Genomic DNA, 23,483 nt, shown 5'->3' with positions numbered 1-23,483 from the left:
CCGCCTAGCCGTTGTTACATCACCGTCAGACTTACTTGAGCTCCTTCACCAGATACTGCGCCGATATCTGCGTAATCCCGGTCAGCGCCCGGCGCAAGGCCTCAGGATCGGTGCGATAAGTCAGCGGCGTATAGCCATAAACGTTCTGGCCATTGAATGGCGTCACCGTTTCAAAGGTGCGCCAGATCATTTCATCGCCGCGATTCATCTGCGCCACCACGCTAAGGGTGGGATAAATCACGCTGCTGAACCCCTGGGTCAGGCGAAAGCCCCACTCGGACACGGTCAGCTGGATCTGCGCATCGGCCGGCTCATCGTCACCGACTACCTTGAGCGTCGAGGTCTTGCCCAGTGCATCGACAAAGCCCTGCTTGAGCAACATACCCACGTCGAGTTTTTCCGCCTCCATCACCGTCAGAATAGCCACCGGCGTCGGCATCTCGGCCAACTGCCCGAGCTTCATCCCGGCCGCAAACCCGGCGCCGCTCAACGCCGCAGTGCCCACCTTGGACGCCCCGCTGGCCATGCCGGCACCCGCGCCAACCCCGGCCCCGAGTGCCGCGCCCCAGGCTTGTTCGCGGCCGAAGTACACCATGTTCTTTTCCCACTTCACGGGCAGGACTTTTACCGTCTTGATCTGCGCGCGGTTTTCGGGGGTGAGGGGGTGGCTGACGCAACCGCCGAGGATCAGGGTGGTGAGGAGAATGAAGAGTAGGTTTTTCACATCAGTCCCTTAATGTTTGCAGTGAATGAGTAGCTGTCGGCAGGACCTGGCCCTGCCGACAGACCGGCCTCAACTTATTTGCTTTCTTTGGCAATGGTGCCCAAGGAAGCATCTTTGACCAGATAACGGCCTTCGACTTCGCTCAGCGTTTTAAGGCTGTTACGCGCCACAGCGAAGCCCATTTCGACTTGCTGCTTGAGGTAAACCACCTCACCCGCCTTGACGTCGATCGGCATGTCCGCCCAGTTCTCAGCCTTGGAGCTGATTACGTGTTTGCCCGGCGTCACGAAAAAATAGATGTACTGGTTACCACGGTTGTAACCCATCTCCGAGTTGGCTTCCTTGTCATCCAGGAACACGTTGAACCGCACCATCATCCCAACGTTGCTAGGGCGCACGACGTAGACCAGGCCTTTATCGGCCACGGCAGCCTTGGGCAACGAGTAGTTCGCCACGTCGGCCTGCATCTTCTCTACCGACGGCGTGGAGGAACAACCAAACAGAGTGGCCAGGGACAGAACGACAGCGGCTTTGCAGAACAACTTGATCATGTATTTCTTCCTTGTGGTTAACGGTGGAGCAGTTGCGAGAGCGCCGATGATGGCGGGGTCTCAGTTTTTGATGCGTTGGGTCATCGCCAATGTGTCGGCAAGGGTTGGCATGGCATGAGGGCTGGTGCCACTGCTGTGATGCCTTGCGCGTTTTTATGCGAAGGACTTATAGTCCGCCGGTCGCCCTCATGGCGATTCAGGTTTGGCGACCTGACGGTAGAGAATGCGCAAGCTGGTGGCTTTTTTGCAGTCACTTGCGCGCCTGCAAAGTCGTCTATGGCGGCTGTGCGCGGGAGACCTTCGGGTCTGCCGGTTTTCTCTACTGCCGGTTCGCCAACCTGCGTACAGCTGTCACCCATGCGTTTGGCGACGTTTGAGTGATGGCATTTATCACTTAAGTAGAGAGCTTAAATATGAACCGATACATGCCGTTAACAGGTCACGACGCAACCATTCCCGCGCTGGTGATCGACACGCAAGCGCCCTTTGATGTTCTCTATGACGCCGCCGCGTATCGTATTCGCGCGGTGACGCAGTTTTTGGAGAACCTAGCGTTTCGGGAGGAAATCAGCAGTGATGCCGTTGTGCTGCATGATTTCGCGCTGTTGCTGGCTATCCCGCTGAGGGATGGGTGCGATCTGCTGGATGTGGTTGGACGGAAGTTGAACTCGCAAGTTTCGTAAATAAAAAAGGGCGGTTATCTGGTAACCGCCTCGCTTAGAAATTTAAGCAGAAAATAAAACTATTTTTTAAAGAGCTGTGATTGAAATAGCGCAAGAAACCCAGAAAAAATAAAAAGAAAACACTAATGTCGCTCTGAGAATTAAAATGTGACTGCTCGACATTCTTTAGGTCTAACACCAGTTCACTTTCCATCTTCACTTCATTCTCTCAATCAAAACGTTACATAGATCCCTCTTTTTACTGAATTAGCTTGATTGAGAAAACCTTCGTACCTTTCCAACTCTTCGATCAAATCATCTTTCATCTCCCCCTTCACCCCCTCAATCTTTTTTAGACTTTCACCCACTTCATGGGTAGTTTGAAAGTACGACCCCATTTTACCAGGATCAAAAAACTCGCCATCTACACCTACTGGCGCGCCCAAAAAAGGAGAAATATTTAGCTTACCTCGATTGGAAATTTTCTCTTGAAAATCTACCCATTTCACCCCTAATCCATGATCATCCTTCGGGGAATAATATTTTGTCAGCGCAAAGTCCCCATATTGATGAGCATCCCTGTCTTCGATCATGTCCTCCCAGTCGTCATCCAGCGCATCTCCCTCATAGGGATCGACCAAAAGCTCTTTGTTAGAAAGAATAAAGCAACGTAGCGGCTCAATATTTCCAGAGCGCAAGGAAGCTTCCAATAACGGCCTAAGCTCACTATCAAAACTATCAAAGTCAAAAATGAATGCTTTATGCTGGAAACTCATGATTTAGACACCTAGTTCTTTTCTGAAAAAAAACATACGAAGAGTATAGGTCAGTTGTCGCAGGCAACCCTAGCAAAAATAGGGGTCAGACCCTGAGGGATCCCCGAATTTTCTTACTTAAAATCAAGAAGTTGGAATATTGAAGAGACCTGCATGAGCCGGCAACTTGGTTTGCACCACACAAAACTAAGAACCCGAACCCATGCAGGCCATCCGATTTTTACACAGAGCGCTCGCTCAAGCACTGCCCTCGATCCATTCTCGCCGCCTAACGACGCTGATGAGTTGTGTCAGTTCGTTACTGCAAGGCCGTCGCCTGACGCTAACAGCGCTGGGACGTTTTATGCCAGGTCAGGCGTACCCCAAGCATGCGATCAAACGAGTGGACCGATTACTGGGTAATCAACACCTCAGAGCAGAGCGCCCGCTGTTCTACTGGGTGATGCTGCGGGCGTTGTTAGGCTCCCTGAAGCACCCTTTAATCTTGGTGGACTGGTCGCGAATTGATGCTCCTGGCGATGCGTTTTTGTTGAGAGCCGCGGTCCCGTTTGCGGGACGCTCGTTTCCTATTTATGAAAGCGTTCATGAGCGTGAGAGCTGTCCCAAATATCAAAGCCGCCTGCTCAAAATGTTAGCTGAGTTACTGCCTGACGGATGCGTTCCAGTCTTGGTCACGGATGCGGGTTTTCGGCGTCCGTGGATGAAGGCTGTGGTAGCGAAGGGCTGGTATTACGTGGCTCGCATACGCAACCGTGAACTTTATCGTCGAGAAGCAAACGACTGGCAACCCGTGAAGAATTTGTACGCTCTGGCCACTTCATCACCTAAATCGCTGGGGCGCGTTGAGATGACGCGTAGCGCCCCTCACTTCGTCGATTTGTACTGCGTTCGGCATTCAGCCAAGGGCCGAAAACACCAACGAGTCACGGGTTCAATCGCCAGAAGCAAGCTCAGCCGACAGTCCGCCAAACGTGAGCGTGAGCCGTGGTTGCTTGCCAGCAATCTTGCGCAAAGTGAGTGGAACCCGGCACAGATTGTGGCGATTTATAAGCGGCGTATGCAGATCGAGGAAGGTTTCCGAGATGTCAAAAGTGAGCACCTGGGATTCGGTCTGAATTTGCATCGAAGCCACTGCCCAAAGCGCATTGAGGTGCTGTTGTTGATTGCGGCATTGGCCAACTACCTCATATTTTTAACAGGGCTGCAGGCGCGAGAAAATGGTTTGGAACGGTGCTATCAAAGCAATAGCCTCAAAGAGAAACGAGTGCTTTCATTGTGGCGATTAGGTTTGGAGTACTGGCGCAGTTGCACCGAGTTCGGTGGTCAAAAACACCTGGAGATATTGGAGAAAGCTCTGCGTGATGAGGTGCACCATCAGGCGCAGAGCTTGGAGTAAATTTGTGGGGATCCCTCAGGGTCAGACCACTATTCTTCTAACTCACACTTTTAGGGCGTCCTGACACACCCGGTGAAACTCTTTTACCTAATATCTGCGCAATCTCGGACGCAAACTTCTGATCGCCCAAAACGTAATTACCGTTTGTAGAAGATCGAATTTGTTCTATCAGTCCGAGTGAAAGCCGATCCTTGAATATAGATCGGTAAGCTTCGGCTCGTTGCGCGGTGCCGCTACCTAACTCACTATAAACCGCATGCGGGCTTATAAAGCCTGATAGCTCGCCTTGTGCGTTTGCCCTATAGCTGTTCCAGCGATAGTCGCCCGGATGAGCAACCATACCCGCTCTGACTGGGTTCATTTCGATATATCGATAGCAAGCTAAAACATAGTTGTCTTGCTGAACCAAACAGGAGCGGAAACGGCCTTCCCACAACGTGCCCGTTCGTTGATATGTTCGATTGACATATTGGACATATCGCTGCCCCACCCCCTTCATAAGTAGGCCAGCCCCTGCGCAGCAGGTGGGCGTCAACAACAGATGAACGTGATTTGTCATCAAGCAAAATGCGTGAACTTTACAGCCATACAGTTGAGCAAGCACGGCTAATGTATCAATGTAAAAAATGTAGTCTTCATCTGAATAAAAACACGCAGACCGATTGTTTCCCCGTTGTATAATATGCAATGGGATACCCGGCAGTAAAACCCTGGGACGGCGAGCCATATAAACCCCTAACTGGATAAGAGTTTACAGCTTAGCCGTCCATCAACAGGCCAACCAAATAGAATAATTACAAAAAATAAACCATATTTTTAAAGAGCAACGCTGCTGAACTCTAAAAAACGCAAAGCGTGGTCTGACCCCTATTCCTTTTGACCCCTATTCCTTTTTTCTAATTAAAAAACCAGTCCTCTCATCTCGATTTCCACCCCTCAGACATTTTCCGCCAGTTCAAAACTTCCTCCTAACATGAACATAATCAACCAACTTACTATCAAAATCATAATGCACAGTTACCGCATTCCCTTTCACTAAAAACTCGCACCCCGGACTCGTGGGAGCCCTACCGGGAATTCGAATGGAGGGCACATTACGCAAAGGCGTACCATATTTAGCAATTGACTCTTCAATTGTTTCAACATCCGCACAAGCAGTTTTAGTTTCAGCATCAGCTGGGAAATACTCACCAGAGGCTTGATAATAAACGCGGTATGCAACAATAACACCATCACTACCCGCCTGAAAATAGACCCCACACTCCGGCAGTTTCAGAAATTCATCATCCTCAACTTTTACATACTCGACTATTGACTTATCTCTTCCAAATCCCGCAAGAGCACCAATTAATGACATATTCAAGTATTCATTTGGATTCATATTGGAGCCCCTTTCATTCAAATAATTTTTTTAATTCTTGAATGTAATTTCGCGCATTGTCAATTTTACTAATCGACCAGCCTTCGTTCTTCCAGACAGGCAACCAAGTATCTATAGCAAACAAAAGTGGATAGATTTATTTAATAGGCTTTTTACTGCTATCTCGAATTAAAATAAATCCGCCCCCTTTTTTCCTAATGTTTATCCCGCAGGAACCGCATCGATATCAAACTCACCTTGCTCGTCAATTTCGGCGTCTGCTCTCAACACCTCAAAACCGCAACTCCCTAAATTCAAATGGACATTTATTGCATACACTCCACTTGAAGAGGGTCTTATAAATTCGACCTGAAGAGAATAATCTCCTTCAGATAGTTCTAGAGGAACCGTACTCGAAATACTACCAACCTCAATATTTCTATCCCTCACCGTGAAGGGAACTTTAAAGGCCCGAACCACGTCTGCGCTTACATCTGGCACTTGTTCGTTAATGAAAAAACTAATTATATGGTCCCCTTCGTCAACCAATGCTCGAAAAGAGACACTCCCTAACCTCCACGCAAATCCTTGCGCATAACTACGATCACTCCAATCATTATACGGCTGATCAAGCGAACTCAAAAATACGCAAAATTGCGAACAAGACAAATATATACTTTCTTTAAACGTAGCCATCAGCCTACCACTTTGATTCTGGCTTTCTCCCAATGCACTACCTATACATGCGCCAGTCCCTATTAGCCTTTGGAACTACGGATCTAACACTCGCTCCGGCCCCACCTTCTTAAAATAAAGAGAAAAGATTTATTTATTTGGCACTTTTACTGCCACCTTGAACCCGAATAAATCTGTCCCTTTTCTCCGTTCTTACCCATTCAGACGACGATGATGTCACCGGAATCCAAATAAATCGAGTAAGACTCATAACCATCTGAAACATCCGACTCGATGGTAATTTTCGCTCCCGTGCTAAATTTTATTTGTAGTGCGTCAGTTTCGACTTTCTCAACAGACTCAACGTCCATTAATAAAAAATCTAACAAAGGTGCACTGGTAGACGAGTCATTAAATTCGCGCTGACCCACAATGTCGTCAATTTGATATTTCAACCCGGCTTCTACACAGAGTGAAACTTTATAAGGCGACGCACCAGCGAATGTCTGCGGTCTCGAAAAATCAAACCTCGTGACACGCACTCCAAAACAAACCATTTCCAGATAACAGCCAGAAAGCAGAGAAACATTAAAATCATCTGGCAAAGTGCCCATATGTACCTCTAAATTAATCTATAAGCGTTCAGCGACGAACGGGGGGTAAAGAATCAGGAGGAAGCGGAATATGTGTGTCTCCTTGACCGATCCCCGGCTTCCCAGTCGCAGGATTCATCGGCTGCTTCCCTGAATTTTGCCAGCGCCAGTAGCCATTCTCATAACCTGAAACAGATGACGATCCAGGAGGCATAACCCGTATGTGCTCTCCTTTCGCGGGATCTGTCCCTTGCGGATAGTAAACTTCACCGCCGTTTTTACCCGGTCGACTCACCCAGCCAGACGGGATTATCGGGGCCTGTGGTGGATTTGATATTTCCTCTACGGTTTTTGGAGTCTTCGCTTTGCCTTTGGGTACCTCCGTACCTTTTACAGTATCCGCGCCTACTCCGCGTGGTTCGCCGCCAACGTACTGCTGCCAATCCGGATGATAAGGATTGGCTCTCATTTCATCGGAGACAGTTGTAATTCCACCAGAGGAGTTTTTTCCCCCTGCCGTTGTTATATCACTCTGACCGCTTTTCCCTTTCCCCGCGCCAGAACGTGAGGGTAATGTAATCCCAATTCCTGCCTTAATTGCCTCCGCGCCGAGCTTAACTAATGGCCCACCGCCCGCAGAGCTGATATCTGCTGCAATTTGGCTGGACGCGTCTAGGTTGTTCCCTATCACAAAACCAACCGCAGAAGCCGCCCCGCCCTGCCCCTGGGACCTCAGTCTACCTACCAGATCAACGAGTTTCTGATCATCGTTCGCCAAGGATGTGGCAATACCTCGGCAGCGTTGCGGATCGCGTGCGCAAAGGGCATCCAACTCGTTATTTCTCTGCTGATCAAGTTCCGCATAACGCTGCCTGACCTCACGCTTCTCTTGCTCAGTAGTCTTGCTATCTACCTCCCGAAGCATCTCCTCGACTTCTTCGTGGTAAAGATAGTTAAACGTTGTTGCTTTCTGAGCAATCTGAGAGCCTTTTTCCAAATCTCCATCGACCGCCGCAGCTGCTAACAAGCCTGTCAGTTGTGAAAGCATCAGCGTGATGTCGTCATTGCCTTGAGCAGCCCACACCAACTGATTGATGAGTGCCTCATTCAGCCCGGCAGCGGCAGCCCCGGTTTTGAAATCGCTACCGGTGGCTTCAGCCAGCAACCCTCCCATCAAGGCATGCGCAATAATCTTTTGAGGGCTTCCATTCGGGAACGTGACGTAATCGCCCACCCAATTAAAGCCGGTAGCCATTGCAACGTTGCCGGCCTCTCCCAGCAACGCCGCATTGAAGTTGTCGCCGAAGCTCCCCCCTTGAACGGCCGTCGATATCCCGCTGGAGATTACCGCCCGACCACCAGTACGCAGCGCGATATCGCCTGCTGACGTCCAAGTGAAAATATCTTTGGAAGAGTTAGTAACCGCCAAGGTTGAGCCCGTACTTGGGGTAACACCTTGGACGGTACTTGTGCTTGCACCTGCACTGTCCGCACCAGCGAACCAATTAGTATCGGCATACTCCAGGGCACCCGCCGTAAAACCAGCGACCGCTGCGCTTTTCAGGCTATTTGCGCTGACCGTTTCTTTAAGCGCTGCACCCAAATTGCCCTTGTTGTTGATGGTGCTGGTGACTGCGGTCGTACTCAAGCTGGTGCTCACCGCAAGGGTGGCGCCCTGCAGCCCAAAACCTACCGGCCCCATAATCGCCGCCATCAGGATCGCAATCGCAATCTTGGCACCGGCGCCCAACCCTGAGTTGTCGTACTTGAAGCTCTCGTGAATCTCTTTCACCTGGCGCCAATCAATGTCGCCACGCGCCTCAGCTTGTTTCAGCCAGGCCAGATTAGGATCAGCCTTGACCATCGCATCAACGGTCTGGCTTACGGTCTGCTGATCGACCTGTTTGACATCGATACGAATGCCTTCGGCGGCCTTAATGACAAGCTGCCCTTGCGCAACCAACTCGCTCTGACGCAGGGTTTCGTCCGTGTTGCCTTTGCCTTTAGCGCTGAACCACGAGAGATCACTTTTGCTCTTGGTGTGGCTCTCATCGTGCAGGTCCTTGACCCCTTCAAAGACAATTGCACCGTTGCTATCAAGGATGATGTCTTTGCCGCTATTAAGCTTCGCGACTTGATACACCTGATCGCCATCGCTTTTCAGGACCAGGTTGCCCCCCGTCTTGATCTCGGTCCCTACTTGAGTGGTACGGGTAACTTCATCCATCTGCGCCTTTTTAGCGCCCCAGCTTCCTTTCTCCTTCATGTCATACAACGTATGCGTACTGTTCTCAGCCGCCAACAAACTCAACTTATCCCCGCTATACAGATAAGCCTCATTCCCCGCACTGATCTTGCTCGCCACGATCGTGGTATCACGCCCAGCCTGGCTGACAAAATCCCCACCCGCCGTCAGTACGCTGGCCACTTGGGTGGTCTGGTCGTCCGAGGTTTTGATGCGTTTCTTGCCGTGTTTTTCCTTGCCTTCAACGTTGTGCATGTCGCTGACGGAGGCGACGTTGAGGTCGCGGCCGGCGGCGATGGTAAGGTCTTTGCCGGCGGTGGCGGTGCTGCCGATGATGTTGACGTCTTGCCCGGCTTGCATATTGATGCTGCCGCCCGCCGTGACGCTGGCGGCGAGGTTTTTGACGTCGGTGGTGATGCTGGATTTTTCGCCGCTGTCACGGGTCTCGTGCTTGACGCTGGTGTCGCTGGCGGCGATGAGGTTGAGGTCGCGGCCGGCGGTGAGGTTGGCGTCGTTGCCCGCTACCAAAGCGCCTCGGTTGGTGAGGTCGCGGCCGGCGTCGATGGCGAGGTTTTCGCGGGCGACGATGGTGCCAGCGCTGGTGTCGGTGAGGGTGCGCATGCCGACGCCGTCACGCACCTGAATGGCGGTGTTGTCGTTGGTGACATCGCCTTTGAGCGCGGTGAGGCTGACTTGCTTGCCGCGGATTTCGCCGGCCATGGCGTTGCGGATGCTGTTCTGGGCCAGCAGGTTCAGGTTGTTGCCGGCTTCGACCAGGCCGCCGGTGTAGATACTGCCGCTGCTGATGGCGGAGAGGTTGTTGCTGGCGCGCAGGGTACCGACGTTGATCAGGTCGCCGCCGGTGACCAGGTTGAGGTCGCGGCCTTGGATCAGGCTGTTGCCGCGCACGTTGCGCGACTCGGCCTGGGCCAGGTACAGCACGGGCACGAGGACGGTCTGGCCGTCGATGACGCGATTTTCCATCCACACGATGTCGTGGGTCAGGGCGCCGACTTGCTGGCCGGTTAGGGACACGCCGAGGCTCAGGCGCAGGGCGTCTTTGCTGGCCAACGCGTTGTCCATCAGGTAGCGGAACTGGTCGGCGTCGCTGTACAGGCCGCCGGCGAGGAAGCGTTGGCCGGTTTGGGCGAGCACCGCGTCGCGGATCAGGCGGGTTTCGTACTGGCCGTCGCCGAGGCGGCGCCAGGCGTTGTCGGAATTGAAACCGAGTTTGCCGAGCATGTAGTCGGAGCTGAAGAAGCCCGATATCGAGGTGAACTCGGGGTTGGTCTCGATCAGGTAGTGGCTGGTGGGGTCGGCGTTCTTGACGAACAGGCCGTACTCGCCCTTGGGCAGTTGGAAGGTGGGCGAGGTGGTGGGGTCGACCGGGGCGAAGGCGGTGCCGGTGTAGTCCACAGGCACGAAGCCGCCGCCGGGGGCCACGCCCACTACTGGCAATACGCTGCCCGGTGCCTGGGCGCTGGGGTCGTTGGCGTGTTTGCTCAGGTTGATGTTGATGCCACCGACGGGGATGCCGGTCTGGTCGTCGCCGAGGGTGCCGGTCAACTGGGCCAGGGTGTTGTTGTGCAGCGTGCCGTTTTGCAGGGTGCGGGCGACGTTGAGGTTGACCGTGCCGCCGGCTTGCAGGGTGGCGCCGTAGCCAGGGCCGCCGTTGTCGGTCCAGGTGGTGACGTCGCTTGAGTGGACGAAAGGCCGGCTATTGGGCGAGCGGCTTTTCAGTTCTTCGAAGCGCGCCTTATCGAAATGCCCAGCCGCCGTGGCCGCATTGAACGCGGGAACGTCGACGTATCGCATGCGTTCAAACAAATCGTCGGGAACGTGCCCTGGCGTGTTGACGACAATCTTGCGCTGCCCCGTACGCGTAGCGGCGCCCTGATTGAGCAGGTCACCGGCGGTGATGCTCAGGTCGCCATTGGCGGCCATCAGGCTGTAGCGGTTCTGCACATTGTCGCCTTGCAGCAGCATGTTTTTGCCCGCCACCAGGCGCGCCGCTGCCGAATCCTTGGTCGCCGCCTCAAGGTACGTTTCGTAGATGGTGATCTCGCCACGTTCCCAGTTGTCGCTCTCGTCGCAGTGTTGCGAACAAACCCAATACAAGCTGCCGGTAGTCAGCGTTTGCCCGAGTTCGAATTCGTCTTTGGCGTTTTCGATGAAGCCCGCATTGATGCCGATGGAGCCTTCGCTTTCCACGGTGCCGGAGCGGTTGCTGAACAGCACGGCACGCCCACCATCCCGTGCGGCGAAGCTCAAGTTGCCTTTGCTGTAGACATCGCCATAGCTATTGCTGAAGCCATTGCTGCGCAACGTCATGTCGCCGCCGCTGAACAACAGCGAATCGGCCGCATTGGTGATGCCGTTGACGGCGGTCAGGTTCACCGCGCCCTGGGCACCGAGGGTGCCACGGTTGTCGATTTGCGCAGCGGCGATATCCAACTGCTGCCGGGCGGTGAGGAAACCGAGGTTGTCCAGGGTGCCGCTCAGGGTCAGGCGAGCATTGGTGGCCGCCAGGCGGCCGCCGTTCTGGTTGAGACTGTTCGCAGCGACGGTGAGGGTTTGCAGAGCCGAGACGCGGCCGCTGTTGCTCATGTCGCCGGTGGTGATGCTCAGGTCGCCATCGCTGAGCAGTTCGCCGCCGTTGTCCAGGCTGGCCACATTGAGGACCAAACCCTTGGCGCTGGCCATACGGTCACCGGCCTTGAGGGCCAGCGCTTGGTCGCTCTTGTAGGTGAGCACGTCGTTGAGTTGCACGCGACCCAGGCCGTCGACTTTGCCGAACGCCCAGTCGGCGCTGCCCATGCCCTGGATATTGCCCTGGCTGCCGGACAGGCTGGCGGTGTTGAGGTGGAACAGGCCGGTGCCGGCGTGTTGCAGCATGCCGTTCTGGTTGTTGAGGCTGGCGGCGTCGAGGCTGAAGGCCTGGCTGCCGAATTCGAGGATGCCGTTCTGGTTGTTTACCGCCCCGCTGAGATTGAGGCTGCTGCTGGCGCCGCCCAGGCCGCGCAGTTGGCCGTTGGCGCTGTTATCCAGGTTGCCGCCGGTGAGGGTCAGGCCCTGGTTGGCTTCGATCAGGCCGCCCTGGTTGGTGAGGGTGTCGCGAGAGGTGAGGTTGAGCTGGTTGCCGCTGATCTGGCCGCCCGCGCTGTTGTCGAGGGTGGCGCCGCTGACGGTCACTTGTTCTTTGCCGAACAGTTTGCCGCCACGGTTGGCCAGGGCTTGCACGGTGAGTTGCAGATTGCCCACCAAGCTCGCCATCAGGCCGTCGCTGCCGTTGTTCACGCTGTCGGCGGAGACGCTCAGGCTGTCGCCCTGCACGGTGCCGTCCTGGTTATCCAGGCTGGCGGTGGTCAATTCGGTAAGTGCGCCGCCGCTGAGGATCAGGCCCTTGCGGTTGCTCAGGTCCTGGCCGCTGTAGCTCAAGCCTCCGGCGCCGGCCAGCAGCTGGCCGTTGTCGTTGTTCAGGTGCTGGGCGGCGATGTCCAGACGCTTGCCGCGCAGGGTGCCGCCGTCGTTGTTGAGGGTGGTGAGCTGCTTGACCAATACGCTGCGCTCGCCCGCATCGATCTGGCCGCCAACGTTAGTGAGCAGGTCGCTGACCTTGAGCACCACGTCGCCGCCATCGCTGACCAGCGCGCCTTTGTTGCTGTTGTTGAAGGTCTGCGCGGTCACGTCGACGGTCTGGCCCAGCAGGATGCCGGCGCTGTTGTCGAAACGCTCGCCCTGCAATTGCAGGAGGCCTTCGCTCTGGATGCGGCCCTGGGCGTTGAGCAACTGGCCCGGGCCTTTGAGCAGCAGGCTGACGCCCTGGGCGCCACCGGCCAGCAGGCCGGCGCTGCGGTTGTCGAGGCCGGAAGCGCGCACGTCGAGTTGGTCACCCAATACGCGCCCGGCACGGTTGTCGATGTCACCGCCGGCAACGTCGAGCAGCAGTTGCTTGCCGACGATCACGCCGTTCTGGTTATCCAGGTTCGCGGCGCGCAGTGCGATATCGCCCTGCCCGGCCTGCAGGCGGCCCTGGGCATTGTTGAGCTGTTGCGCGGCGGCGAGGGTCAGCTTGCCGGTGTCGGCGCTCAGCACGCCGTTGGCATTACTGCTGAGGTTGCCGGCAGTCACGTTGAGGTCGGTACTGGCCTGGGCGAAACCCTGGTTGTTGTTGAAGGTGTTGGCAACGGTGAGGTTGAGCGCGCCGCCGTCCGCCTGGATCAGGCCCTTGAGGCTGTTGTCGAGGTCGCTGGCATTGACGGTCGCGGTTTTGCCCACCAGCACGCCGTTCTGGTTGTTCAGGTTGCCGGCGTTGACGGTGAGGTCGTTGGCGATGATTTGCCCACTGCTGTTGTTCAGGTCGGCGCTGGTCAGCGCGAGGCTTCCACCGGCCATTTCGATACGGCCCTGGCGGTTGTCCAGGGAGGCGCTGTTGAGCGTGGCGGCCTGGCCTTCGCCGAAGCGAATCAGGCCGCCGAGGTTGACGATGGCCGGTGAGTTGATCGCCAGGCTTTGCTCGCCGAACAGGCGTGCGCTGGCGCCCTGGTTGGTCAGTTTGGCGCTGCTGAGGTCGACGGTCTTGGCCTGGATGATCGCGCCCTGGTTGGTCAGCGCCTGCGCGGCGGTGATCGCCAGGGCGCGGCCGGCCAGCAGGTTGCCGGAGGTGGTGACGGTTTGCGCGTTGACCACCAGATCGCCGGTGGTGTTGCGGGTGTTATCGGCGGCGACGCCGGCTTCGATGATGCCGGGGTTGTTCACGTTGGCCGCGTTGAGTTCGATGCGCTGGCCGGCGGCGATGCTTTTCTGGTTGACCAGGTTCTGAGCGCTGGTGACCTGCACGTTGCCGTTGGCGTAGACCTTGTCGGTGAGGTCGACATTCTGCGCCGTGACCTTGACGTTGCCGGTGGCCGCCGCCTGCGCCATGCTCAAGCGCCCATTGGCATCGAGCTGAATATCCCCACCACTGGCCGCCAACGTGCCGTCGAGCTTCACGCCCACACCGGCCTCGGTGCCCACCAGCTTGATCGCGCCGGCATACATGCCGCCCAGGGCCGACGAGTCAATCGCCAGTTCCGGCTTGGCACTGCCGTCGTCAGCGCGTGGCGTGGCGTTCAGGCTTTGCGCATCGACGTCGTTGCGCCCGGCGATCACGTTGAGTTCGCGGGCGTTGATTTTCGCGTTGATCTTGGCCGAGCGGGTGATGATGTCGAAGCGGTCGACGTTGCTGGCGTTGAGGCCTTCACCGTCGATAGTCACGGCGCCGCCGTCGACTTGGTAGCTTTTCAGCTGGCCGGTCGGGTCGAGCACCGGTTTGCCGGTGGTCAGGGTCACGTTCGGCGTGTTGATAAAGCCGCAGCCGCTGCAGGTAATCCCGTACGGGTTGGCGACGATGACCTTGGCCGACTGCCCCGCCACTTCGGTGTAGCCGCGCAACTGGCTGGCGCTGCCGCCGTTGACTTCGTTGAGGATGACGCTGGCCGCGCCGCCCTTGAGGTTGGGGTTGCCGACGATGTAACCGCCCAGCTGGGTGTTGACCAGGGTGCCGGTGGCGTTATTGAGGATCACGCCGTTGGGGCCGACGTTGTACTGCTGGAACTGGTTATGGGACAAACCCGCGCCGTTGGGCGTGGCGATGTTCACCACCGGTACGCCATTGCCCGCCGCACCTACCGTGGTGCCTGGCGCGCTGACCACAATGCCCTCGGCCTGGGCCAGCAGCGGCTGCCAGAACAGCGCATTGGCGAGGATCAACGCCAGCCCGCGCTTGGGCAGGCCGAAGAACGCGTTGCGCGGCTTCAGGGCGGCAGAAGGTTGGCGGGCCAGGAAGGCGAATTGGCGAACGTCCATTGTCAGGTTCTCATTGCAGCGGGGCGTTGAATTACAGGAAGAAATCCATGCGGAAGTAGATCGGCGCTTCGCGCTCGGTCACGACCCCAGGTCTTTCTAACGAATGGGCAAAGGTCACGCTGGTGCTGACGTTTTTGCCGCGGGCGAACAGTTCCAGGGAGTTGCTGGAGACCCGCCCATGCAGGTTGTCGTTGTAGCGGTCGTTGCTGATCACGCCCTGGTCGTAGCCGACGCTGGCGCCGTATTCGAAGAAGGCCGGGCGCATCCAGTCGAGGGTCACCGGGCGTGCCCAGCGCACTTCGTTGCGCCAGTAGCCGCCGCTGTCGCCGGTCAATAATTGGTCCTTGAAGCCGCGCACCGAGGCCGAACCGCCGAGGCTCATGCGTTGCGGCGAAAACAGGATGTCTTCGCTGCGTTGGCCGGTGGCCAAGCTGCTGAAGCTGAACGACTCGCCCCACAGGCTGAACGGTTGCAGGTAGCTGACGGTGGCGGTGTATTTGCGGTAGCGCGAATTCGGCTGGCGGCGGCCGAGCGGGTCGCGCTCTTCCTGCGACTGGGCGTCGAGCAGGCCGATGCCGCTCTGCATGCCCAGGTCGAGGTTGACGAACGCGCTGCCAATACGGCGGCCGTGGTTGATGCCCAGTTGCAGTTCGCTCAGGCGGTTGCTGCTGGGCGCGGTGCGCACGTCGAGGAGGTAGTTGTTGGTGCGCAGGTGCGCCAGGCCGACGTTGACCGAGGTCTTGCTCACGTCATCGCGGTGAATCACCCGCTCGGCGCGCAGCTGGTGGTTCTGGTTGTCGCCGTCCTGCTTGTACTTGGCGTTATCGGCCACGATGTAGGTGCGGTAGTCGCTCTCGTTGTAGCTGTAGCTGAAGTTCCACCAGCCCCATGGCACGTTGTAGTAGAGCAGGGTGTTTTTCGAGGTTTTCTGATGGTCGCTGATGGCGTCATGGCCGCCGCGCAGCATCAACTGGTCGCCCAGGCCGAGCGGGCTGTCCCACTCAAGGCCGGCGCCCCATTGCTGTTCGCCGGTGCTTTTCTGGCCGTCGTTATTGCGCGACAGGCTGGCGCGCCAGGGCTTTTGTGCGGTGTTCTTGACCACCACGTCGCTGCCGCCGACCTGGCTGCCGGGGGTCAGCTCCATCTGCGCCTGTTTGGACGGCAGGCGGTTGAGCTGGTCCACCAGTTGCTCGATCTCGCGCAGGTTCAGCGCCTCGCCGACCTTGCCGGGAAAGGCCATGGCCAATTCGCGCTCGGTCACCGTGCTGCCCTCGGCGCTTTTCAGGGCTTCGAGCTTGCCTTCCACCACCAGCACTTGCAGGTGGCCGCTGGAAAGGTCCTGCTGCGGCAGGTAGGCACGGCTGGTGACGCGGCCTTTGCCGAGGTAGTAGTCGGTGATGGCCTTGAGCAATTCGTTGAGCTGGGACACGCCCAGGCACTGGCCGATATACGGTTTGAGCAGGCGCTCACGGTCGGCGGCCGGCAGGCTGTCGGCGCCTTTGAGTTCGATGTCGTTGATCGGGAAGCAGCGCGAATCGGCGGGGGTGGCCGGGGCTTCGGGCTTGGCCGCTTTGCCGGGCAGGTCCTGGAGTTCCTGCAGACGCCGCTGTTGCTCTTCGAGCAGGCGGTTTTGACGGTCGCGGATCAGGTCCTGGTCGCCGGGGGTGGGGGCGGCGAATGCAGTGTTCAGGCCCAGGCAAGTGAGCAACACAGTGCATAGAAGAAACCGAGTCCGTGGCATTAACAGAGGCATGTTCGATCCGTCGAAAATCAAGGGCCGGCAAACTAACATCGAACTTCCAGCAGTCCAAGACGCTGGGGCTGTTGGGTGTTCGAGCGGGCCTGGCCGTTAATGTATTGATTAGTAACAAAATTTAATCATCTAACAGCTTTCAGGCTGATCGCGGAAACGTTTAATCCGACCGGCGGCAGCTGTTTCGATGAGAATTCGACTGAGCAGCCATTGATCGCCATTATTTAGCCATCAGGTGTCGTCGCTAGGTTAGTACCGGGGATTGGAGGAAAGTTCGCGGGGGTTTTGTGAATCCGATCCCATTTATCGGAATTCCCACAACAGGGATTGAACTGCTGCGCCTAGGTGATGGTTCCCATGCTCCGCGTGGGAATGCAGCCCGTGACGCTCCGCGTCACCTGTGTGAGCGGTTGGCGGGACGCGAAGCGTCCGAGGAGGCATTCCCACGCGGGAGCGTGGGAATGATCTTTAGACCGCTATCGGGGGCAAGCCCCCTCCCACATTGGGGATTCACAGCATTGAAGAGGCTAGCCAATGCCCTTGTCTTTTTCCGAGCCGGGCACCAGGGCCAGGCCGGGGCGTTCGACGTCGCGGGACACGTGGGACTTCACTTCTCCCACCCCACCCTCTTCATCGTTGTGAATCACCAGCACGCCAGGCCGGCGCAGTTGCTCCAGGTCGCCCGCGCCGAGGTTGAAACTTTCACTCAAGTGCTGGTCGCTGAGCGCATTCGCCTCGGCGCGCCGCTGGGCGAATTTGCGGCCTTTGCGTTGCTGGTAGCGCGCCCAGGCGATCAGGATCACGGCGTTGAACAGGGCGATCCACAGATAGATCTGCAAGGTATTGAGCGCGGCGAAAATCGGCGCTTCCAGGCGCGGGCCGCCGTGGGTTTCGAGCATGGCGCTCATGCCCCGGGCCAGCAGCCAGACCAGGCCGCCCCAGGCCAGCAGGGTGAGCAACACATCGATGATCCACATCACCAGGTGCTGGCGGGTTCTGACCAGTTTCATCGTCACGCCTCCTCTTGGGCAGGTTTGATACCACGGTCCGGGCTGACCCAGCGGGCGCGTTTCTGGTGCTGGTTGAACAACACCTTGGGAAAGCTGACCAGCGTGGTGAACAGGCTCACCAGCCAGAACACCATCGGGTACCACACGGTCCAGAACAGGGTTTTCCACAGGTCTTTTTCGTAGCGCCGGTCGATCAGGATGCTCACCGCGAACTGCAGCAGGCACACCATTGCCAGGACCAGTCCGGTAAACGCCGGCGGCACAAGGGAGACGACGGTAATCGCCTGCGGCAACACCATGAATTTACCCAGCCCCCAGAAAAACACCGAGAGCAGGAAGGTGAACGCCCAGCCGGTGGACAGGCAGTACTCGAACAGCAGCGGCCACAGGTAGCGATGGCGCCATTGCCAGATGCCGCGGATATTTTTGAACAGCACTTCAGCGCCGCCCTGGGCCCAGCGCAGGCGCTGTTTCCACAGGCCGCCGACGGTTTCGGGCATGAGGATCCAGCACAGCGCGCGCGGCTCGTAGAAGATCGCCCAGTGATCGAGCTGCAGCTTCCAACTGACATCGATGTCCTCGGTGATCATGTCGGTGCTCCAGTAGTCGATGCGGTTCAGCGCCTTCTTACGGAACGCCACCACCACCCCCGACACGGTGAAGATCCGCCCGAACACGCGCTGGGTACGCTTGATCAGGCCGATGATCGAGGAGAACTCGCCCACTTGTACCCGGCCGATCAGGGTTGAGCGTGTGCGTACACGCGGGTTGCCGGTCACGGCGCCCAGGCGCGGGTTGTCGAGCATCGGCGCAACCATATAGGCCGCCGCGTTTTTGTCGAGCAACGCATCGCCATCGATGCACACCAGGTATTCGCTGCGCGCGGCCACCGCCCCCATGCGCAGAGCCACGGCCTTGCCCTGGTTCTGCGCCAGGTGCAGCACGCGCAGGCGTGGGTGTTGCAGCGCGAGCGCGTCGAGTACGGCGGCGGTGTTGTCGCTGGAACCGTCGTTGACCGCGATCACTTCGATGTTCGGATACACCTGGGCCAATGCGGCGGCCATGGTGTCGGCGACGTTATCGCCTTCGTTGTAGCAAGGGATGATGATCGAGATCAGCGGGTTGCCGGCCAGGGTCGGCGCCGGGGTGTCCTCCTTCCACGGCCAGTGGCGCTCCCAGTGCAGCCAGAAGTACAGGCCGCCGGCGATCCACAGCGCAGACATGAACAACGGGTAGAAAAACACGAAGTCCATCAGGAACTGCCCGGTGACCAGGAAGATCAGGCCCAAGGGCACACCCAATACCAACGCCAGCACGAATAAAGCCAGGATTCTGTCGAACATGATCAAGGGTTCCACTGGTTGGAAAGGGCCGGGCGTACGGTCTTCAGGTCCGGCGAGTTTTCCAGGAAGTTGTCCGGGTAGTAGCCAAAGCTCTTGACCCCCTGGCGTTTGAGCACACCCATCCATTCGGCCATTTGCACAGCGTTGATATCTGGGGCTTGCTGGGTGCGCCAGTCCTTGGCTTGCAGTTCGAATACGGTGCGCTCCAGCGCGCCGGGGCGGGCCTTGACGGTAGCGACCAGTTTTTCCAGCCAGGCGTTGGAGTTCTCCAGCGACTGGCCTTCCATCAGCGGCATGGCCATCGGCGCGGTCCAGTCATAGGCCTGCAGGAAGTCATCGAGGTTCTGCGCGAACCAGGCTTCGCTGGCCGGGTTGAGCATCGGCTCGGCGAAGATGTTGCGCGCGGTCAGCACCTGCGGCCCGGCGATGGCGCGGACTTTGGTGGTTAATTCCTGGGTGAAGTCGATCAGGTAGCGGCTCTTGAAGCGGGTCCAGCGCTGCAGCGTTGCCGGATCTGCGCGCAAGGCCGCGATGCTGCCCGGCAAGCCATTGGCCGCATAAGCCTTGAGCGCGGCGGGGCTGGCGTCTTCGAAGTCCGAGAGCACGGCGTCGTCGTGGTACAGCACACCGTCGATGGCGCTGTTGCGGGCGAGGTCTTCGTAGATCTCGCCGATGATTTTGCGCACCTGCGGGTCGAACGGCGACAGGCGTTTGTACTGATCAGGATCGGCGCCCAGCTTGCCGCTTTGCGGGTCCCAGCGGGTCACGCGGGGCAGCTTGGGGTCGAGGGCGAAACTGAGCACCGGCATCCACGCATACACCGCAGCATGGGCGCGGGTGTGCAATTGCCAGGCGACGCGGTTGAACAAGTCGGCGCGCACCGGCAGATGACGATTGGGGAAATACAGCGAATGCACCAGGCCGTCACCCTTGGGGTCGGCGAAGGCCTGCAGGAATACCGTGCCGGCGCCCATGTCCACTACCCGCTGGACCAGTACGTCGAGATTGCGCGCCTGCTGGGCCGGGTCGGGGTCGTAGACGTTGTCCAGGTCAACGTGCAATACGCGCAGCGGCGCCGGGGTCTGCGCCGCGACAATGCTGTTGGCGAAGTGCTCGCCGTCCGGGTCGGAGGCCACCAGGAAGCGTGGGCTGTTCATCAGGTTGCCGGGGCTGTCGAGGCCGTCTTCCAGGGTCAGGGCCATCTGGTAGCCCTGCTCGCTGACCACCGCCAGGGACGTGCCTTTGGCCGCGCCGTACGGCCATACCCAAACCCGGGGCGCCTTGCCGGTCACGCTGCGGATTTTCTGCGTGATGGCCGCCACATCGGCCCGCATCCGCGCCTGGAACTGCGCTTGGGTTTCATAGCGCTGGGTCGCCGGGTCGTAGCGCAATGAGGTCGCCGCCGGCTCCAGGTTGCCCTGGGGGTTGGCCAGAATCCCGGTGTGGCTGGCGTCGGTGTGCGCGGCGATTTCCACCAGGCCCGACTGGGACACTTCGCGAATCTGCTGCCAGGTGAGGAATTCGCCACGCGGTCGCGGTGAGCCGGCGAAGTCCACCGGCTTGTTCAGTGGCGTATCGATCCAGTAGCCCACCGGCGCCAGCACGGCCGGCCAGTGGTAGGCGCGCAGAATCGGCATCACGCGGGTGTAGAAGCTCGTATAACCGTCGTCGAAGCTGAGCATCACGGCCTTGGGCGGCAGTTCAGGGCCACCGTTGCGCGCCGCCAGGATCTGGTCGACGCTGACCGCCTGGTAGCCGTTCTCCCGCAGCCACGACAGTTGCTCGATCAAGCGTTCGGTGCGCACCGCCACCACCGTCTGGTCGGGGTCGCGATCATTGACGTCGTGGTAGGCAATGCCCAGGAAATGGTTTTTCGGCCAAGGCGCTTCGTTTGGCGCGGTTGGCCGCTGCGCGGGTGGGGTATAGGGCGCGGGTTGCTGGGCGCAGGCGGCGGCCAGCATTACACCCAGGACCAACAAGCAACGGCTGAGGACGGTCATGGTCAGGCTCTTCTAGAAACGGTAAGTGAGGTCGACGAGCAGGCGCAGATCGCGTTCGCGATCACCGTCATAAGGTCGGCTGATCAGGCTGAGGTTGGCGCCCATTTCCAGTACGTCGTTCCAGCGAAAGCGTTGGCCGTAACCGATAAGGCCGATGCCGCCGGTGGAGTAGTCGCGCTGGCTGTAGGTGCCCGCACCAATCTGGAACTGCTGGCTCCACTGGGTCTCGTAGCGGTGATAGAGCACGTGATTGACGTTGATCATCGGTAACACCGTGAAGTCCGACTTCGGGTTGAAGTACGCGGTGTCTTCCTTGCTGTTGCGGCTGGCGCCCACTTCCAGGCCCAGGTCGACTTGCACATGGGGCGAGCTGTAGAGGCCTTCGCGGCCACTGAGCAGCGCTTCGAAGCGGTCGTTGCCGTCACTGAAGTGCGACGGGCTGAGGGTCAGTTTCCATTCGCGGCTTTCATTGGCGCGCCAGCGGATAAACCCACTGCCGCCGTTGGCGGTGACGCCGTCGTTCAAGGCGCGCAATGGCGTGGTGGTGAGCAGGTAGCCGACGCTGCCGCCGTACTGCCAGTGGTCATTGATGTCGCGGGCAATCGACACTGCCGCGCCTTGCTTGGAGCCATCACCGTAGGAATGGTTGGACACTTCGGCCTCAATGGTCATGTCGCGGGTACGCCGCTCCACGCCCACGCGCTGCCAACGGTGCTGGCCGGTGCCTTCGCTGAAGTCGGCGGTGGCGTAGCCGGCACCGGCGAACAGGCGCCAGTCTTCGTCGATGGGCGGCGTGTAGATCACGCTTTCAATGCCCCAGTCACGGCTGCCGGCCACGGCACCCGCGTCGTTGTCATTGCCACCACCATAGCTTTTGCCGGTGTAGGCCTCGACACGCAGTTCGGCCATGTCATGTACATCGCGCAGGCGGCGCAGGCGTTGCACTTGGCGGTTGTCCGGGTTGCGCGCAACCACGTCGTCGGTGAGGGCGTCCATCTGGCGCCACTCCTGCAGGTCCATGGCGGTATAGGCCTGGGACACTTCCAGGCCGATGTCGCGTGGGGCCTGGGCTTCGGTTTCCTTGAGGGTGCCTTCGGCGCGGCGCGGCCAGTCACGGGCGCGGTACATGTCGGCCTGGGCGATGCGCAGGCCGACGTTGCCCGGTGCCTTGGCCACCAGGGCTTCCAGGCTGGCTTCGCTGCCCGGCAGGTCGCCGCCGAAGGTGCCGGCCTGGGCGGCCAGTTGTTGCGCGTCCATCCAGTTATCGTTGGGGTTGCCAATCGGCAGGCCCTTGAGTTCGACGCGGGGGTTCTGTTCCTTGGCCAGGGTGTTGGCGACCTGGCGGGCGTCCTCGACCTTGTCGCTTTCGAGCAACGCGTAGAACAACGCGGTGCTGTCGTCGACGCGGTAACTGGCGTCGGCATCCGGTGCGGTCAACACCTGGCGGTACAGCGGTTCGGCTTTCTCCGGCTGGCGCTGATCGAGGTACGACGCGGCAACCCAACGCAACGCGTAAGTGGGCAACTGCACGCCTTCGCCAGTGAGGGTCTGGTATTCGCGGATCACTTCCGCGGTACGCGCCCTGGCCTTCAGCGCGCCCAGGCGGTCGATGCGCCAGCGCACCACGTCGTCATGGGCGCTGGCGTCCGGGGCCCAGCGGGCGATCAGCCGGTCGTAGTCATTGAGCGCGCGGTCGGCCACCACGTAGCGTTCTTTTTCGGTGCGCGTGGCGAACTCGGCGATGCGCACGCGCTCGGCAGCAAGGTCGCCTTCCAGCCGGCGCTGGGTCACCGCGTCCACCAGCCCTGGGCGCTTGGCCGACAGGCGCAGCGCGGCTTCCGGCAGGCGGGCCTTTTGCAGGGCGACGATGTATTCACGGGCCACGTCGGGTTTGTCGCCGGCGCGGATAAACGCCTGGTCGAATTCAAACAGTGCGTCGTAGTTCAAGCCGGCGCGGCTCAGCGCGTAGCCCAGGGCCATGCGGCGGTTGGGGTCATTCGGCTGCGCGGCCACCAGCGCACGCAAACGTTGCACCGCCTCGGTGGCTTTGCCGCCATCGGCCTGGGTGAGTGCCAGGCCCAGTTGCAGGTCGATATTGTTCGGTTCACGCAGCAGCGCCTGGCGATAGACCGCCTCGGCCTGGGCCCACTGTTTTTGATTGCGGTAGGTGCGCGCCACCGTGGCCAGCGCCGGGCTGGTCAGGTTGCGATTTTTGCCCTGGGCTTCATACACCTTCAGCACTTCGGCGTCCTGCCCGGCCCAACCGGCAATCACCAGGTGATCGCTGACCTGCCCTGGTGTCTGACGTTCGGCGGACAGTTGGCGCAGTTGAGTCAGGGCCGGCGTGAAGTGGCCGTTGCGGGCCTGGATGATCAGCGCGTCATAGGCAGGGTCGGCCACGGCGTAGGCGGGCATCAGCAATTGGCTGCACAGCGCTGCTCCGATGAGCAACCGCAACCGGCCTGATGCACTGAGTGAATGGATTGGCAACATGGCGTCAGCTTCCTTACAAGGAAAGCTGCAACGATGGGTGATCCTGAGCGATGTG

At 58.8% G+C, this 23,483-nt stretch carries 15 protein-coding genes; 2 read left to right on the top strand and 13 right to left on the bottom strand.

Translation table 11 applies throughout. The features are described 5' to 3' along the window. Positions 1-31: 31 nt before the first annotated feature. Positions 32-724, bottom strand: coding sequence for a hypothetical protein (locus C4J91_RS00875; protein WP_124360723.1), 693 nt, complete (start codon positions 722-724; stop codon positions 32-34). 74 nt (positions 725-798) lie between these two features. Continuing rightward, the gene (locus tag C4J91_RS00870; protein ID WP_177412840.1) at positions 799-1,191 is read right to left on the bottom strand and encodes a DUF2846 domain-containing protein; all 393 of its coding nucleotides are present in this window, start codon (positions 1,189-1,191) and stop codon (positions 799-801) included. 509 nt (positions 1,192-1,700) lie between these two features. Between C4J91_RS00870 and C4J91_RS00865 the strand changes: the two genes are divergently transcribed. Then, entirely contained in the window at positions 1,701-1,958 is a 258-nt protein-coding gene (locus C4J91_RS00865) for a hypothetical protein (protein WP_124365085.1), read from the top strand. Positions 1,959-2,170: 212 nt separating this feature from the next. Here the strand turns inward: C4J91_RS00865 and C4J91_RS00860 are convergent, their stop codons facing one another. Further along, positions 2,171-2,713, bottom strand: a complete 543-nt coding sequence (locus C4J91_RS00860; protein WP_124360721.1) for a hypothetical protein — start codon at positions 2,711-2,713, stop codon at positions 2,171-2,173. Positions 2,714-2,915: 202 nt separating this feature from the next. Here C4J91_RS00860 and C4J91_RS00855 point away from each other — a divergent pair, with 202 nt between their 5' ends. Further along, positions 2,916-4,109 (top strand): IS4 family transposase, encoded by a 1,194-nt coding sequence (locus C4J91_RS00855; RefSeq protein WP_124360720.1) that lies wholly within the window; start codon positions 2,916-2,918, stop codon positions 4,107-4,109. 37 nt (positions 4,110-4,146) lie between these two features. Here C4J91_RS00855 and C4J91_RS00850 read toward each other — a convergent pair whose 3' ends face one another. The 10 genes from C4J91_RS00850 to pgaA form a co-directional block, all read right to left on the bottom strand. After that, on the bottom strand, positions 4,147-4,836 hold the full coding sequence (locus tag C4J91_RS00850; RefSeq protein ID WP_124360719.1) for a transposase: 690 nt from the start codon (positions 4,834-4,836) through the stop codon (positions 4,147-4,149). A 228-nt stretch (positions 4,837-5,064) separates the two neighbouring features. After that, positions 5,065-5,490, bottom strand: a complete 426-nt coding sequence (locus tag C4J91_RS00845; RefSeq protein WP_124360718.1) for a hypothetical protein — start codon at positions 5,488-5,490, stop codon at positions 5,065-5,067. A gap of 201 nt (positions 5,491-5,691) precedes the next feature. After that, positions 5,692-6,165, bottom strand: coding sequence for a competence protein ComJ (comJ, locus tag C4J91_RS00840; RefSeq protein ID WP_124360717.1), 474 nt, complete (start codon positions 6,163-6,165; stop codon positions 5,692-5,694). A 200-nt stretch (positions 6,166-6,365) separates the two neighbouring features. After that, positions 6,366-6,758, bottom strand: coding sequence for a hypothetical protein (locus C4J91_RS00835; RefSeq protein ID WP_124360716.1), 393 nt, complete (start codon positions 6,756-6,758; stop codon positions 6,366-6,368). Between the two features lie 28 nt (positions 6,759-6,786). Next, a complete protein-coding gene (locus C4J91_RS00830; protein ID WP_256681639.1) occupies positions 6,787-14,829 on the bottom strand; it encodes a DUF637 domain-containing protein in 8,043 nt (2,680 codons plus the stop codon). Positions 14,830-14,860: 31 nt separating this feature from the next. Then, the gene (locus C4J91_RS00825) at positions 14,861-16,582 is read right to left on the bottom strand and encodes a ShlB/FhaC/HecB family hemolysin secretion/activation protein (RefSeq protein WP_124360715.1); all 1,722 of its coding nucleotides are present in this window, start codon (positions 16,580-16,582) and stop codon (positions 14,861-14,863) included. Between the two features lie 527 nt (positions 16,583-17,109). Then, positions 17,110-17,592 carry a poly-beta-1,6-N-acetyl-D-glucosamine biosynthesis protein PgaD gene (gene pgaD / locus C4J91_RS00820; RefSeq protein ID WP_124360714.1) on the bottom strand — a complete coding sequence of 161 codons (483 nt, stop codon included), beginning with the start codon at positions 17,590-17,592 and terminating at the stop codon, positions 17,110-17,112. A 2-nt stretch (positions 17,593-17,594) separates the two neighbouring features. Next, complete coding sequence (pgaC, locus tag C4J91_RS00815) at positions 17,595-18,935, bottom strand: poly-beta-1,6-N-acetyl-D-glucosamine synthase (RefSeq protein ID WP_124360713.1); 1,341 nt, start codon at positions 18,933-18,935, stop codon at positions 17,595-17,597. A gap of 2 nt (positions 18,936-18,937) precedes the next feature. Beyond that, positions 18,938-20,935, bottom strand: coding sequence for a poly-beta-1,6-N-acetyl-D-glucosamine N-deacetylase PgaB (gene pgaB, locus C4J91_RS00810; protein ID WP_124360712.1), 1,998 nt, complete (start codon positions 20,933-20,935; stop codon positions 18,938-18,940). A gap of 12 nt (positions 20,936-20,947) precedes the next feature. Next, a complete protein-coding gene (pgaA, locus tag C4J91_RS00805; protein WP_124360711.1) occupies positions 20,948-23,428 on the bottom strand; it encodes a poly-beta-1,6 N-acetyl-D-glucosamine export porin PgaA in 2,481 nt (826 codons plus the stop codon). Positions 23,429-23,483 lie beyond the last annotated feature (55 nt).

It is taken from the genome of Pseudomonas sp. R3-52-08 (genome assembly GCF_003851745.1).
GTDB lineage: Bacteria > Pseudomonadota > Gammaproteobacteria > Pseudomonadales > Pseudomonadaceae > Aquipseudomonas.
Note: the sequence above shows the minus strand (reverse complement) of the source record. Positions and strands in the feature narration are given on the sequence as shown.